At 72.2% G+C, this 12,599-nt stretch carries 14 protein-coding genes; 5 read left to right on the plus strand and 9 right to left on the minus strand.

Translation table 11 applies throughout. From position 1 onward, the window contains the following. Positions 1–32: 32 nt before the first annotated feature. Positions 33–419 carry an STAS domain-containing protein gene (locus tag ADK64_RS42695; protein WP_159046214.1) on the plus strand — a complete coding sequence of 129 codons (387 nt, stop codon included), beginning with the start codon at positions 33–35 and terminating at the stop codon, positions 417–419. Here the strand turns inward: ADK64_RS42695 and ADK64_RS10390 are convergent. From ADK64_RS10390 to ADK64_RS10400, 3 genes are all read right to left on the minus strand, one after another. Beyond that, complete coding sequence (locus ADK64_RS10390) at positions 303–1,316, minus strand: sigma-70 family RNA polymerase sigma factor (RefSeq protein ID WP_053657376.1); 1,014 nt, start codon at positions 1,314–1,316, stop codon at positions 303–305. The two genes, ADK64_RS42695 and ADK64_RS10390, sit on opposite strands and share 117 nt — an antisense overlap. Positions 1,317–1,434: 118 nt before the next feature. Continuing rightward, complete coding sequence (gene dnaN, locus ADK64_RS10395; protein WP_053657377.1) at positions 1,435–2,571, minus strand: DNA polymerase III subunit beta; 1,137 nt, start codon at positions 2,569–2,571, stop codon at positions 1,435–1,437. Between the two features lie 92 nt (positions 2,572–2,663). Next, complete coding sequence (locus ADK64_RS10400) at positions 2,664–3,956, minus strand: MFS transporter (protein WP_053657379.1); 1,293 nt, start codon at positions 3,954–3,956, stop codon at positions 2,664–2,666. Between the two features lie 62 nt (positions 3,957–4,018). Between ADK64_RS10400 and ADK64_RS10405 the strand changes: the two genes are divergently transcribed. Beyond that, on the plus strand, positions 4,019–4,981 hold the full coding sequence (locus ADK64_RS10405) for a LysR family transcriptional regulator (RefSeq protein WP_078992586.1): 963 nt from the start codon (positions 4,019–4,021) through the stop codon (positions 4,979–4,981). A gap of 5 nt (positions 4,982–4,986) precedes the next feature. Here the strand turns inward: ADK64_RS10405 and ADK64_RS10410 are convergent, their stop codons facing one another. Then, positions 4,987–5,748, minus strand: coding sequence for an alpha/beta hydrolase (locus ADK64_RS10410; RefSeq protein ID WP_107092953.1), 762 nt, complete (start codon positions 5,746–5,748; stop codon positions 4,987–4,989). Positions 5,749–5,893: 145 nt separating this feature from the next. On the opposite strand from ADK64_RS10410, the gene ADK64_RS10415 reads away from it, so the two are divergent. Next, positions 5,894–7,090 (plus strand): adenosine deaminase, encoded by a 1,197-nt coding sequence (locus tag ADK64_RS10415; RefSeq protein ID WP_053657385.1) that lies wholly within the window; start codon positions 5,894–5,896, stop codon positions 7,088–7,090. 150 nt (positions 7,091–7,240) lie between these two features. Next, positions 7,241–7,600, plus strand: a complete 360-nt coding sequence (locus ADK64_RS10420; protein ID WP_053657387.1) for a hypothetical protein — start codon at positions 7,241–7,243, stop codon at positions 7,598–7,600. An 84-nt stretch (positions 7,601–7,684) separates the two neighbouring features. On the opposite strand, the gene ADK64_RS10425 is transcribed toward ADK64_RS10420, so the two are convergent. From ADK64_RS10425 to afsQ1, 5 genes are all read right to left on the minus strand, one after another. Next, entirely contained in the window at positions 7,685–7,885 is a 201-nt protein-coding gene (locus tag ADK64_RS10425) for a PspC domain-containing protein (RefSeq protein WP_053657388.1), read from the minus strand. Between the two features lie 112 nt (positions 7,886–7,997). Continuing rightward, on the minus strand, positions 7,998–8,567 hold the full coding sequence (locus ADK64_RS10430; RefSeq protein WP_053657413.1) for a VanZ family protein: 570 nt from the start codon (positions 8,565–8,567) through the stop codon (positions 7,998–8,000). Positions 8,568–8,658: 91 nt separating this feature from the next. Then, the gene (locus ADK64_RS10435) at positions 8,659–9,261 is read right to left on the minus strand and encodes a hypothetical protein (protein ID WP_053657391.1); all 603 of its coding nucleotides are present in this window, start codon (positions 9,259–9,261) and stop codon (positions 8,659–8,661) included. Further along, a complete protein-coding gene (locus tag ADK64_RS10440; RefSeq protein WP_199829559.1) occupies positions 9,258–10,850 on the minus strand; it encodes a sensor histidine kinase in 1,593 nt (530 codons plus the stop codon). The genes ADK64_RS10435 and ADK64_RS10440 overlap by 4 nt, the downstream gene beginning before the upstream one ends. Next, the gene (afsQ1, locus tag ADK64_RS10445) at positions 10,847–11,524 is read right to left on the minus strand and encodes a two-component system response regulator AfsQ1 (protein WP_053657417.1); all 678 of its coding nucleotides are present in this window, start codon (positions 11,522–11,524) and stop codon (positions 10,847–10,849) included. The genes ADK64_RS10440 and afsQ1 overlap by 4 nt, the downstream gene beginning before the upstream one ends. A gap of 240 nt (positions 11,525–11,764) precedes the next feature. Between afsQ1 and ADK64_RS10450 the strand changes: the two genes are divergently transcribed. Then, entirely contained in the window at positions 11,765–12,541 is a 777-nt protein-coding gene (locus ADK64_RS10450) for a SigE family RNA polymerase sigma factor (RefSeq protein WP_053657393.1), read from the plus strand. Positions 12,542–12,599 lie beyond the last annotated feature (58 nt).

Consider the following 12,599-nt stretch of genomic DNA (forward strand, 5'->3'; position numbering starts at 1 on the left):
TGTGATCTTCATCGATCTCGGCGGGGTGCGCGATGAGTTCCGCCCGCCCCGCCGGTCTACCGAACGTGGAGGCCAAGGAACCCGCCGTGCTCGTGCTGCCCGGCCCTGTCAGCCGTGACCAGGTGCCAGGGCTGTGCGACGACCTGCGGGCGCTGCTGGCGGCAACCGGTGCCCCGGTCGTCGTATGCGATGCGGGCGGGCTCGGGCCGCCGGGGCTCGCCGTCGTCGACCTGCTGGCGCGGCTGGAGCTGACCGCCCGCCGGGCCGGCGGGCGGATACGGCTGCGGGATCCCGACCCGGCGCTACACGCCCTCCTCGACCTCGTCGGACTCCGCTTCCAGGTGCAGGGGCAGGCCGAAGAGGGGGAACCAGCGCTCGGTGTCGAGGAAGCAGTGGAAACCGGTGATCCGGCCCTCTGAGATCTCCAGGATCTGCACCGCCCAGGGGCTGAACCCGCCCTTCTCCGCGTCCGGCTTGTAGTGCGCGAAGGCCGGCAGGCCGTTGGCCTGCAACGGCAGCAGACGGGAGCAGGCGCAGGAGGCGCCGAGGGTGGTCATGAAGCCGGTGATGTCCGCCGTACCGCGCAGCCACAGGTCGAACGGCGGCATCGTCATGATGGCGTCCTCGTGCAGCAGCGCGGTCAGGGCCGTCATGTCGTAGCCCTCGAAGGCCTTGACGTACCGCTCCAGGAGCTTTTGCTGCTCCTCGTCCAGCGGGTCGGACACCGCGCCCGCCGGGCCCTGGCCGTCCCGCTCGGCGAGTGTCGCGCGGGCCCGCTGGAGTGCGCTGTTGACCGAGGCGACCGTGGTGCCCAGCAACTCGGCGACCTCGCTCGCCTTCCAGGCCAGCACCTCGCGCAGGATCAGCACCGCCCGCTGCTTGGGCGGCAGTTGCTGCAGCGCCGCCATGAACGCGAGCCGGACGGACTCCCTGGCGACGGCCGCCTCCGCCGGGTCCTGCACCTCCGGCAGTACGCGCGCGTCCGGCATCGGCTCCAGCCAGGTGTTCTCCGGGCGGGGGGAGAGCGCCGCCCGGGCCAGCGGGGTCGACTCCGTCAGGTCCATCGGCCTCGCCCGTTTGCTGCCCGCCGTCAGCATGTCCAGGCACACGTTCGTCGCGATCCGGTACAGCCACGAGCGCAGGGACGAGCGGCCCTCGAACTTCTCGTAGCTCCGCCAGGCCCGCACCAGCGTGTCCTGCACCGCGTCCTCGGCCTCGAAGGAGGAGCCGAGCATGCGATAGCAGTACCCCGTCAGCTCGGTCCGGTGCTTCTCCAGTGCGACGTCGAGATCCGCCGTCGCCGTGTTGTCGCCCATCGTCCACCCACCCCTGTGGCCGTCCCTGTGGCGCTCCGTCGCGCCCCAGCACTTCGGAAGCTACCGCAGCCCACTGACAATGGCTCCCCGAGTCCGAAAAAGCCCAGCTCAGCCCGGCTCAGACCAATTGCTTCACGGACATGAGCAGATGCCGGTGAACGCTCTTCGCGGTGCCCGGTCCGCCCGGGCCGAGCAGTACCCGCTGGCCCGCTCTCAGCAGCTCCAGGCGCAGTTCAGGGCCCTCGAAGGAGTTCAGCGCGTCGAGCAGATAGGCCGGGTTGAAGGCCACCGAGGCCTCCTCGGCCCCGCGCAGCACGGCCGGCAGCCGCTGCGCCGCCACGTCGTCGCCGTACCCGGCCCGCACCAGCAGCGAGCCCTCGGCGGCCGAGAAGTCCAGCCGCACCGGGCTGTTCCCGTCCGCCACCACGGCCACCCGCCGCACGGCCTCCGCCAGCGCCGCGCACTCCGCCCCGGCCACGGCCGCCCCGGTCAGCTCGAACAGCGACCCGTACCCCGGCAGTCGCCCCTCCAGCCGGTGCAGCACCGCCCGTGTGCCCCCGCCCTCGAACCCGACGGCCCCGGCGCTCTCCGCCCCGGCCGGGTCCAGCAGGATCCGCAGCACCCCGCACCGCCCCAGCGCCCGCGCCACCTCCAGCAGCCGCCGCGCGGGCAGCAGCACCTCCACGGCCCGACCGCCCGGCCCGGCCGGCTGCCACCCGAGCCCGCGCACGGCGTACCGGTACCGGTCGCACGCCGACAGGGTCATCTCCTCGCCGTCGAGCCGCAGTTGGACCCCGGTGAGCACCGGCAGCGTGTCGTCGCGGCCGGCCGCCACCGCCACCTGCCCGACCGCCGTCGCGAACGCGGCCGCGTCCACCTCGCCGTACACCGCCGGGGCCGCGGGCGGCGCCGGATACTCCTCGTACGGCAGCGTCGACAGCCCGAAGCGCGTACCGCCCGCCTCCACCGTGAACCTGTTGCCCTCCAGCGCGCAGCCGACCGTGCCGTCGGGCAGCACCCGGCAGATGTCCAGCAGCCGCCGCCCGAGGACCAGCGCCCGGCCGTCCGCCACCACCTCGGCATCGGTCTCGGCCCGGGCCGCCGTCTCGAAGTCGGACCCCGACACCGAAAGGCGCCCCGCCCGCGCGGTCAGCACCAGCCCGCCCAGCACCGGCACCGGCGTCCGCGCGGGCAGCGCTCGCGCCGCCCAGGCCACCGCCTCCGCCAGCTCCCCGCGCGCGATCCGGAACTCCATACGACAAACCCCCCGCTCGACGGCCCAGTTGACCGGTGGACGCTATCCGCGACCACTGACAACGGGCCCTGAGCAGGGGGTTCGTCGAGGGTTCAGTGCGCCGCGACCGGCTCCCGGCGGGCCGCCACCCGGGCCGCCCGCGAACCGGCGACGGTGATCGTGACGACACCGACGACCGCGAGGAGACCCACCCCGACCGTGCCGCCCCAGCCGTCCGCGTGAAAGGCCATCGAGCCGACCGTGCTGCCGACGCTGGAGCCGATGTAGTACACGGACTGGTAGAGCGCCGCGGCCTGGGCCCGGCCGTGGGTGGCCGTCTTGCTGACCGCCGAGGACGCCACCGCGTGCCCCGCGAAGAAGCCCGCCGTGATCAGCACCAGGCCCAGCAGCACCAGCGGCAGCGAGGGCGCCAGCGAGAGCAGCAGACCGGCCGCCGTCGTCCCGCCCGCCAGGTAGAGCGCGCCCCGGCGGCCGAGGCGGCCCACCAGCCGGCCCGCCGTGGACGCGGACACCGTGCCCACCAGGTAGACCAGGAAGATCGAGCCGATGATGCCCTGCGGCAGCCCGAACGGCGCCTCCGTCAGGCGGTAGCCGATCACCGTGTACACGCCGCCGAACACCGTCATGAACAGCGCGCCGATCGCGTACAGCCGACGCAGCAGCGGGTCCGCGAGGTGCGTGCGGACCGTGCCCAGCAGGACGCGGGGGCGCAGCGAGCCCGCCGTGAAGTGCCGCGGCGCCGGCAGCAGCAGCCGGAAGGCCACCGCGCAGCCGACGGCGATCGCGCCGATCACGCCGACCGAGACCCGCCAGCCCCACTCCTGGGCCACCCAGCCGGTGATCACCCGGCCGCTCATGCCGCCGACGCTGTTGCCCGCGACGAACAGGCCGATCGCCGTGACCAGTGCCTTCGGCCGGACCTCCTCGGCCAGGTAGGCCGTCGCCGAGGCCGGCAGACCGGCCAGTGCCGCGCCCTGCACCGCCCGCAGCACCACCAGCACACCGAGCGACGGCGCGAACGGCACCAGCATGCCGACGCTCACCGCGACGGCCAGCGAGGCCGTCATCACCGTACGGCGGCCGAAGCGCTCCGACAGGGCGCTCATCGGCAGCACGAACAGCGCCAGTCCGCCGGTCGCGGCCGCCACGGTCCAGCTGGCCTCGCTCGCCTCGACCCCGAACTCCCCGGAGATCAGCGGCAGCAGGGCCTGCGTGGAGTACAGGAGCGCGAAGGTGGCGACTCCGGCGAGGAAGAGGGCGAAGCTCATCCGGCGGTAGCCGGGGCCGCCCGGTGTCATACGGGAGTCGGAGTCGGGGGTGTCGGCGACGGGGACGGGCGCGGTGGCGTCCACGGTGGTGGACGCCCCGGTACTGGCGGGAGACATGTCTCGACCGTAGGACGGCCCCTCTCATGCGTCCAATGCATGGAATCGCCATAATCGTTCCCATGGTGCATCAACAGAGGTCACAGGCTCGCCTGTCACCGAACAGTGACACAGAAGACATGTCTGAGATGTCCAAGGTGCTCGCGCCCCGCCTCGCGTACTTCGCCGCCGTGGCCCGCACCGAGCACGTGACCAGGGCCGCCCACGAGCTGAACGTCCCGCAGTCCACGCTCTCGCGCGCGATGGTCCGTCTGGAGCAGGACCTCGGCGTCGACCTGTTCGCCCGGCACGGCCGCACCGTGTCCCTCACGACCGCCGGCCGCACCTTCCTCGCCTCGGCCGAACGCGCGCTCGCCGAGGTCGAGCGGGCCGCCGAGGAGGTCCGCGCCGACGCCGACCCGGCCACCGGCAAGGTCGCCTTCGGCTTCCTGCACACCATGGGCGCCGAGACCGTACCCGGCCTCCTGCACGCCTTCCGCGCCGACCACCCGCGCATCCGCTTCAGCCTGGTCCAGAACCACGGCGAGGCCATGCTGGAGCGCCTGCGCGCGGGCGAGCTGGACCTGTGCCTGACCGCCCCGGTCCCCGACGCCCCCGACCTGGTCGCCCGCCGCCTGGACGAACAGAAACTCCGCCTGGTCGTCCCCGCCGACCACCCCCTGGCCACCCGCAGACGCATCCGCCTGGCCGAGGCCGCCGACGAAACCTTCGTCACCCTGGAACCCGGTTACGGCCTGCGCCGCATCGCCGACGCCCTGTGCCGCGAGGCGGGTTTCCGCCCGAGGGTCGCCTTCGAGGGAGAGGAGGCGGAGACGCTGAGGGGCCTGGTGGCGGCGGGCCTGGGGGTCGCCCTCCTGCCCCCGCCCACGGTTCCGAGGCCGGGAGTCGTGGAACTGACGGTGACCGCCCCCAGGGCGGCCCGCGAAATCGGCGTGGCCTGGCTGGCGGACCGCCCGGACACACCCCCGGTGGCGGCCTTCAAGAAGTTCCTGCTCTCAAGAAGGGGCAACCTCCTGCCGACCTGAACCCCCTACCGCCTCAACGACTTGCCGAACCCCGCAGCCAACGGCATCCGCAGACCGATGGGCGGCGGAGCGGCGAGCGCGTCCTCCACGGGCCGGGACAGCGGCTCCCCGAACAGCGCTCCCATCATGAAATCGAGGGAAAGGCACACCACTTCATCCCGGTGCCCGCGCAACCCGTGTCCGTCGGAATGCACTTCGAACCGGCACACCTCCCGGTTCACCTTCTTCGCCCGCGCCGCGAACCGGAACGACAGCTCGGGATCGGTCCGCTCGTCGTTCGTCCCGTGCGCGATCAGCACGCGTCGCCCCACGAGCTGCCGCACCGGCTCGGCGGGTGCGGCCATGTCGTCCTCCGGGAGCCAAGGAGCGAGTGCCACAACGGAGTTGACGGCCTCGTGTCCGCCCGCCCGCAGCGCCGCCCGGCCGCCCATGTCCAGCCCGACCAGGCACACGGGAACGTCCCCGTACCGCCGTACGACCTCGTCGGCCGCCCACTCGGCGTCCCTCGCCAGATGCGCCTCGCCGCCGTTCCAGCCCCGGTAGCGGTAGCGCACGGTGTGCACGGCCAGCCCCTCGGCGCGGCCCGCGCGGGCGAACGCGCGGCCCAGTGCGCGGACCGCGGCCATCGCCCGTACGGGGGACGGCGGGCGGGCGGACATCTCCTCCCCGCCGGGGAGCAGCAGCACCGCTCCGCTCACCGCCGTCGGCGCCGGGCCGACTGCCTTTCCCAGCCTGGCCGTTCGGACCGGCGTCGCTTGCTGTCCCATGACAGAACAGTGTCAGAAGGGGCGGTGTACGAAACCCGTACGTGCGGTCACCGTTGCGTATCGACGGGAAAGCGCCGGAAAAGTGGTGTGAAAGAGCCGACGCGTTCACCAGGTGCTCTACGCGCGTAGGCGTTAGAGTGCGGAAATGACGAGCCAGACGAGCCAGACCGCATCGACGGGGACCGTAACGGCGAGTGTCCCGGCGCATGTTCCGACGCCGGACCAGATCCGCCGGGCGCCCAAGGTTCTGCTGCACGATCACCTGGACGGCGGTCTCCGCCCCGGGACCGTCGCCGAACTCGCCCAGGAGACCGGGTACGCCGACCTTCCCGAGACCGACCCGGACAAGCTGGGCATCTGGTTCCACGAGGCCGCCGACTCCGGCTCGCTGGAACGGTATCTGGAGACCTTCAAGCACACCGTCGGCGTGATGCAGACCCGGGACGCGCTGATCCGGGTCGCGCGCGAGTGCGCCGAGGACCTCGCCGAGGACGGGGTCGTCTACGCCGAAGTGCGGTACGCGCCCGAGCAGCACCTGGAGAACGGGCTCACCCTGGAGGAGGTGGTCGAGGCCGTCGACGAGGGGTTCCGGCAGGGCGAGCGGCTCGCCCGGGAGAACGGCCGGCGCATCCGGGTCGGTGCCCTGCTGACCGCCATGCGGCACGCGGCCCGCTCGCTGGAGATCGCCGAACTCGCCAACCGGCACCGGGACTCCGGCGTGGTCGGCTTCGACATCGCGGGCGCGGAGGCGGGCTATCCGCCCACCCGGCACCTGGACGCCTTCGAGTACCTCAAGCGCGAGAACAACCACTTCACCATCCACGCCGGCGAGGCCTTCGGGCTGCCGTCCATCTGGCAGGCGCTGCAGTGGTGCGGCGCCGACCGGCTCGGGCACGGGGTGCGGATCATCGACGACATCGAGGTCCGCGAGGACGGCTCGGTGCGGCTCGGCCCGCTGGCGTCGTACGTCCGGGACAAGCGGATCCCGTTGGAGCTGTGCCCCAGCTCCAACCTGCAGACCGGCGCCGCGCCCTCGTACGCCGAGCATCCGATCGGGCTGCTGCGCCGGCTGCACTTCCGGGCCACCGTGAACACCGACAACCGGCTGATGTCGCACACCAGCGTGAGCCGGGAATTCGAGCATCTCGTCGAGGCATTCGGTTACACGCTCGACGATCTGCAGTGGTTCTCCGTCAATGCGATGAAATCAGCGTTCATTCCTTTCGATGAACGGCTTGCGATGATCAATGACGTCATCAAGCCTGGATATGCCGAGCTGAAATCCGAATGGCTGTTCCGGCAGACGGTCTCCACCAGCGGTTCCGTGGATTCACAGGGCTAGTTGGGCCCCCGTCCCGGCCTGGAATGTGGACACGCTTTCACAGGGTGTCCGCATTTCGGTGTTTGCGGCCGGTGGTCCGGCATGTTTACGGTCGTGGACCGCTCAGATCGTTTGTGATCTTCCGTCTCCGCATTCAAGGACGCATTCACCATGAAGCAGTCTGCTGCCAAGACCCTGGGTGTCGCCGCCCTCGGTGCCGCTTTCGCCGCCGCCGGCGCGGGCGCGGCCAACGCGGCCCCGGCCGTCCCGGACGCCACGCAGGCCCTGGGCGCCGTGACCCAGTCGCTGCCGACCGGGAACGCGGGCCAGACGCTGCCGGGTGCCGCCGAGGCGCTGACCCAGGGGCGGGGTGCCATGGGGGCCTCGGTGGCCGCCGCGAAGCCGGCCGTCGCGAAGGCGCTCGCCAAGGACCCGACCGCGCCGGTCGCCGGGCTGCTCGGCGGGATGCCGGTGAGCCACACGGGCCTGCCCACGCACGGTGTGCCGGTGAACGGCATCCCGCTCGGCTGACGGCGACGGTCGTACGACGCCGCTGGGGCGCCCCGGAGTTGTCCGGGGCGCCCCAGCGGCGTTCGTGCGCGCAACGCCTCCGTCCTACCAGGCGGTGCGCGACTTCTCCTCGGACGGCAGCAGGATCCACAGGGCTATGTAGAGCAGGAACTGCGGGCCCGGCAGCAGGCAGGACAGCAGGAAGATCACTCGCATCGTCGTCGCGGAAGTGCCGAAGCGCCGGGCCAGCGCGGCGCACACTCCGCCGATCACGCGGCCGTGGGTGGGGCGGGCAAGGGCGGTCATCTCGGCTCCTGAGTCGTCGTCGGCCCGCTGTCGGGCCGGTGGCCGGGGCCGCCCCGGTGGCGTCCCTCGACCTTCTTCCACGGTACGGAGACGAAGAGGACGAAGCGTCGCTCTACGGGGCGATCCCGACCCTGGGAATCGTCGGGGTACGACCCTGAGGCAGCTCCTCCTGGACGGTGACGGGCCGTTCGCCCCCGGCCCCGGTGTCCTCGCGCGCGTCCCGCCGCCGCAGCCAGGCCCGGCCCGTCGGCACGACCGCCAGGTGGGCCAGGACGACGCCGGCGGTGTTCAGCAGCAGCGAGTCGACGTCCACGACCCGGCCGGGCACGCCGGTCTGGAGCAGCACGATGCCCAGCGAGACCAGGGCGCCCGTCGCGGCCGTACGCAGCAGGGAGGCGAGCGGGGAGACCGCGAGCCTGCCGTGCGCCGTCGGCAGCAGCACACCCAGCGGGGCGAGCAGGGCCAGGCCCTCGCCGATGCGCCGGGCGGCTTCCCGCCCGCCGAGCGCCAGGTCGCCCCGGATGCCGGCCAGGGGGTGCAGATTGGGGGGCGTCACCCAGGGGACGTGCAGAGGGCGCAGCGTCAGCCAGGCGACGAGGGCGAGGTGCGCGACGAGGAGGACACCCCCTGTCACCCGGATGCGGATCGTGGCACTGCCGCCGAAGGAGCCTTGACGCTGCACGACCCCGTAGACGCAGCGCCGGGCCCGATCGGTTCCGCCGTTGTGCGTGCGGCCGTCGATACGGCCCCCGCGCCTCTGGAGGCGCACCCCGCTACCTTTCCGCCACCTCGCTCGACGGCGGCGCGGTGTTGCCCGGACGGTTGCGGACCTCGTCCGTGCAGGCGTAGCGGCGGGGGGAGTCGGGCACGGGGCCGGCCAGGATGACCGAGCCGTCGCCCTCCGTCGCCGCCGAGTCGGAGAGCGTGCACACCAGCTGGGCCAGGGCGTAGGAGGTGAGCCGTGCGGGAGCCGTGCTCAGCCGGAGCATGTCCTCGGGGTCCTTCGGGCCGGGCCCGCTCACGCTCAGGCCGCCCGGCACGTACGTCGTGTAGCCCGCGGAGCGCTCGGCGGCCGAGGGGGACGCCGCGAGCTGGTCCAGCAGGCCCTGTGCCACGATCACCCGGCGCTGGACGTCCGGGGTGCCGTCGGGAACGCGTACCGTCCGGTCGACCGTCACCAGCGACGACGCGCACAGCAGGAAGACCTGCACGGGCACCCCCTGCGCGGACTGCGTGGCCTGGTCGGGTCCGGCCAGCGAGCACGGCACCCGGGAGGGCGCCGCCCCGAAGTCGGTCGGCACCTGAGTGGCCCGGATGCCGCAGCCGGTGAGCAGCAGGCCCAGGAGGGGCAGCGCCAGCAGGCGTCGTACGGTCATGACCCCTCCTTTCCGGGACTGTCGTTCGTGTCGGGCGTGTCGTTGTCCGTGCCCTCGTCGGGCTCCTCGGTCAGCCGCGAGGCGTCCCGCGGCAGCCGCAGGGTGAACACCGCGCCGCCCTCGGGCGAGTTGGCGGCGGTGATCTCGCCGCCGTGGATGTGGGCGTTCTCCATGGCGATGGACAGGCCCAGGCCGCTGCCCTCGGAGCGCGGCCGGGAGGCGCTCGCCTTGTAGAAGCGGTCGAACACGTGCGGCAGGACGTCCTCGGGGATGCCCGGCCCGTGGTCGCGGACCCGGATGACGACATCCTCGTCGGCCAGCCGCACCGACACCCGCACCGGCGACCCGCCGTGTTTGAGCGCGTTGCCGATCAGGTTGGCGAGGATGACGTCCAGCCGGCGCGGGTCGAGGCGGACGTGGACACCGCGCTCGGCGTCCAGCTCGACGGCGTCCAGCCAGGCCCGGGCGTCGATGCAGGCGGTGATCTGGTCGGCGACGTCGACGTCGTCCAGCACCAGCCGGGCGGTGCCCGCGTCGAAGCGGGTGACCTCCATCAGGTTCTCGACCAGGTCGTTCAGCCGTCGTGTCTCGCTCACCACCAGCCGTACGGCCGGCTCGATCATCGGGTCGATGCTCCCGGACTCGAACTCCAGCTCCTCCTCCAGCACCTCCGTCACGGCGGTGATGGCGGTCAGCGGGGTGCGCAGTTCGTGGGACATGTCGGCGACGAAGCGGCGGGAGGCGTCGTCGCGGGCGGCCATGTCGGCGACCCGCTTCTCCAGCGCCTCGGCCGCGTTGTTGAACGTCCGTGACAGATCGGCGAGTTCATCGGTTCCGGACACCCGCAGCCGGGTGTCCAGCCTGCCCTCGCCGAGGCGCCGGGCGGCGACTCCCAGCCGGTGCACCGGCTTCAGCACGGTCGTGGCGGCGGCCTGCGCGAGCAGCGCGGCGCCGATCAGTGCGAGACCGGTGGCGATGCCCAGCGACCAGGCCAGCGAGTTGAGGTCCTTGGCCTCCGGTTCCAGGGTCTTCGCCATGTAGCCGGTCGGACCGCCGCCGATCACCTTCGTACCGGCCACCAGATACGGCGTGCCGTGGTCCACGACCCGCTGCCAGTACAGGTGGTACGGCTCCTTGTTGGCGTCGGTCACCTTCTGCTGCTTGTTCACGGCCGCGCGCAGCGACTTGGGCACGTCCTCCAGCGAGAAGCCGTTGATGCCGCCCGAGTTGCCGTACACCGTCTTGCCGGCGGCGTCCTGGCCGACCAGCAGCACACTGAAGCTCTGGCTGCTGGTCGCCATCTGTCCGGCGGTGCGCTGGAGCTGGTCCTGTGAGGGATGCGCGGGCAGCGCGCCCGCGCGGTTCTGCATCTCCTGCCGGAAGTCGCGCAGCACCGCGTCCTGGGCGCGGGTGAGCACCGCCTCCCGGTTCAGCCAGTAGGCGATGCCCGACGCCGACACCGCGGCCGTCAGGGCCACCAGTGCGAAGACGACGACCAGGCGCAGCCTGAGGCTGGTGAAGCGCAGCCGCGCCAGACTCCTCGTACGCCCCGCGGTCCAGCCGCGCAGCCCCCCTCGGCCGTCCGTCACTGAGGGGTGTCCAGGCGGTAGCCGACGCCACGGACGGTACGAATCAGGGTCGGGGACGACGGCACGTCCTCGACCTTGGCCCGCAGCCGCTGCACACACGCGTCCACCAGGCGCGAGTCACCCAGGTAGTCGTGCTCCCACACCAGCCGCAGCAACTGCTGCCGGGACAGGGCCTGACCGGGCCGCCGGCTCAGCTCCAGCAGCAGCCGCAGCTCGGTCGGGGTCAGCTGGAGGTCCTCGCCGTTCTTCGTCACGGTCATCGCCGAGCGGTCGATGACAAGGCTGCCGAAGGACGCCGAATCGCTGGACTCACGCTCCCCGCGCCGCAGCACGGCCCGGATCCGGGCGTCCAGCACCCGGCCCTGGACGGGTTTGACGACGTAGTCGTCGGCCCCCGACTCCAGGCCGACCACGACATCAATGTCATCACTGCGCGCGGTCAGCAGGATGATCGGCAGCTGGTCGGTGCGCCGGATCCGGCGGCACACCTCGAAGCCGTCGATGCCGGGCAGCATCACGTCCAGCACGATCAGGTCGGGCCGGTGCTCGCGCAGCAGCTTCAGACCGTCCTCACCGCTGGCAGCGGTCGCCACCCGGTGACCCTGGCGCGTCAGAGAGAGCTCCAGGGCCGTGCGGATGGCGTCGTCGTCCTCGATCAGCAACAGGGAAGGCACGGGCTCATTCTGGCCCATGGACCGGGTGTCCTACGACCTGCCCGCACCAGGCCTTCCCTACCGCCACGACATGTGCACTTCCTGTGACGATCCTGGACCGTGCCCCTGTGACAGGTCTGTGACAGTCGGCGGACACGGCCATGAAGTGGCCCCGGCAGTCTTTTGGTCACGGGCAGGCAGCCAGCCGGAGCCGGCCCGGGCAGGACCGAACCACCGGAAGTCCACGACGGGGAGCGCGAGATGAACACGCTGCACAGCATCAGCACCAGCGCAGTGGTCACGCGCCTGCACGACGTGCACCGGGGTTCCGAGAAGTCCGGTGCCGTGAGCGGGCGGGGGTGCGCTCGCGGCACCGGGCGTCAGCACCCGGCGTACATGTCGGTGGTCGACGCCCACACGGGGGAAGGCGGCACGGGGACCGCGGCGGCAGCCGTCATGGGCGCTGTCGGGGCAGCCACGTACAGGGAGGACTCGGGGGAGCAGCGCCGCTCGCTGACGGAGGCGGAGTTCACCGCCTACGTCCAGGAGCGCCGCGCCTCCCTGTACGCCACCGCCTACCATCTGACCGGCGACCGCTTCGAGGCCGAGGACCTGCTGCAGAGCGCGCTGTTCTCGACGTACAAGGCGTGGGACCGGATCAGCGACAAGGCCGCGGTCGGCGGGTACCTCCGCCGCACCATGACCAACCTGCACATCAGCGCCTGGCGGCGCCGCAAGCTCAACGAGTACCCGACCGAGGAACTGCCGGAGACGCCCTCCGACACGGACGCGATGCGCGGCACCGAACTGCGCGCGGTCCTGTGGCAGGCGCTGGCCCGGCTCTCCGAACTCCAGCGCACCATGCTGGTCCTGCGCTACTACGAGGGCCGTACGGACCCGGAGATCGCGGAGATCCTCAACATCAGTGTCGGCACGGTGAAGTCCAGCATCTGGCGCTCGCTGCGCCGGCTGCGCGAGGACGAGGTCCTCAGCTTCGGCCGTGACGAGGAGGACGCCTTCGGCGAGCTGGTCGCCTGAAGGCCGGGGTCACCGGGGGGTGACCCGAGGGGGGAACGGGGGAAACGGGGGGCCACTG

The organism is Streptomyces sp. MMG1121, from assembly GCF_001280015.1.
Lineage (GTDB): Bacteria > Actinomycetota > Actinomycetes > Streptomycetales > Streptomycetaceae > Streptomyces.

What these genes read in the sequence shown, in the direction of transcription:
- ADK64_RS42695 (WP_159046214.1), top strand. Translation starts at nt 33, where the DNA reads ATGAGTTCCGCCCGCCCCGCCGGTCTACCGAACGTGGAGGCCAAGGAA.
- ADK64_RS10390 (WP_053657376.1), bottom strand. Translation starts at nt 1,316, where the DNA reads ATGGGCGACAACACGGCGACGGCGGATCTCGACGTCGCACTGGAGAAG.
- dnaN (WP_053657377.1), bottom strand. Translation starts at nt 2,571, where the DNA reads ATGGAGTTCCGGATCGCGCGCGGGGAGCTGGCGGAGGCGGTGGCCTGG.
- ADK64_RS10400 (WP_053657379.1), bottom strand. Translation starts at nt 3,956, where the DNA reads ATGTCTCCCGCCAGTACCGGGGCGTCCACCACCGTGGACGCCACCGCG.
- ADK64_RS10405 (WP_078992586.1), top strand. Translation starts at nt 4,019, where the DNA reads ATGGTGCATCAACAGAGGTCACAGGCTCGCCTGTCACCGAACAGTGAC.
- ADK64_RS10410 (WP_107092953.1), bottom strand. Translation starts at nt 5,748, where the DNA reads ATGGGACAGCAAGCGACGCCGGTCCGAACGGCCAGGCTGGGAAAGGCA.
- ADK64_RS10415 (WP_053657385.1), top strand. Translation starts at nt 5,894, where the DNA reads ATGACGAGCCAGACGAGCCAGACCGCATCGACGGGGACCGTAACGGCG.
- ADK64_RS10420 (WP_053657387.1), top strand. Translation starts at nt 7,241, where the DNA reads ATGAAGCAGTCTGCTGCCAAGACCCTGGGTGTCGCCGCCCTCGGTGCC.
- ADK64_RS10425 (WP_053657388.1), bottom strand. Translation starts at nt 7,885, where the DNA reads ATGACCGCCCTTGCCCGCCCCACCCACGGCCGCGTGATCGGCGGAGTG.
- ADK64_RS10435 (WP_053657391.1), bottom strand. Translation starts at nt 9,261, where the DNA reads ATGACCGTACGACGCCTGCTGGCGCTGCCCCTCCTGGGCCTGCTGCTC.
- ADK64_RS10450 (WP_053657393.1), top strand. Translation starts at nt 11,765, where the DNA reads ATGAACACGCTGCACAGCATCAGCACCAGCGCAGTGGTCACGCGCCTG.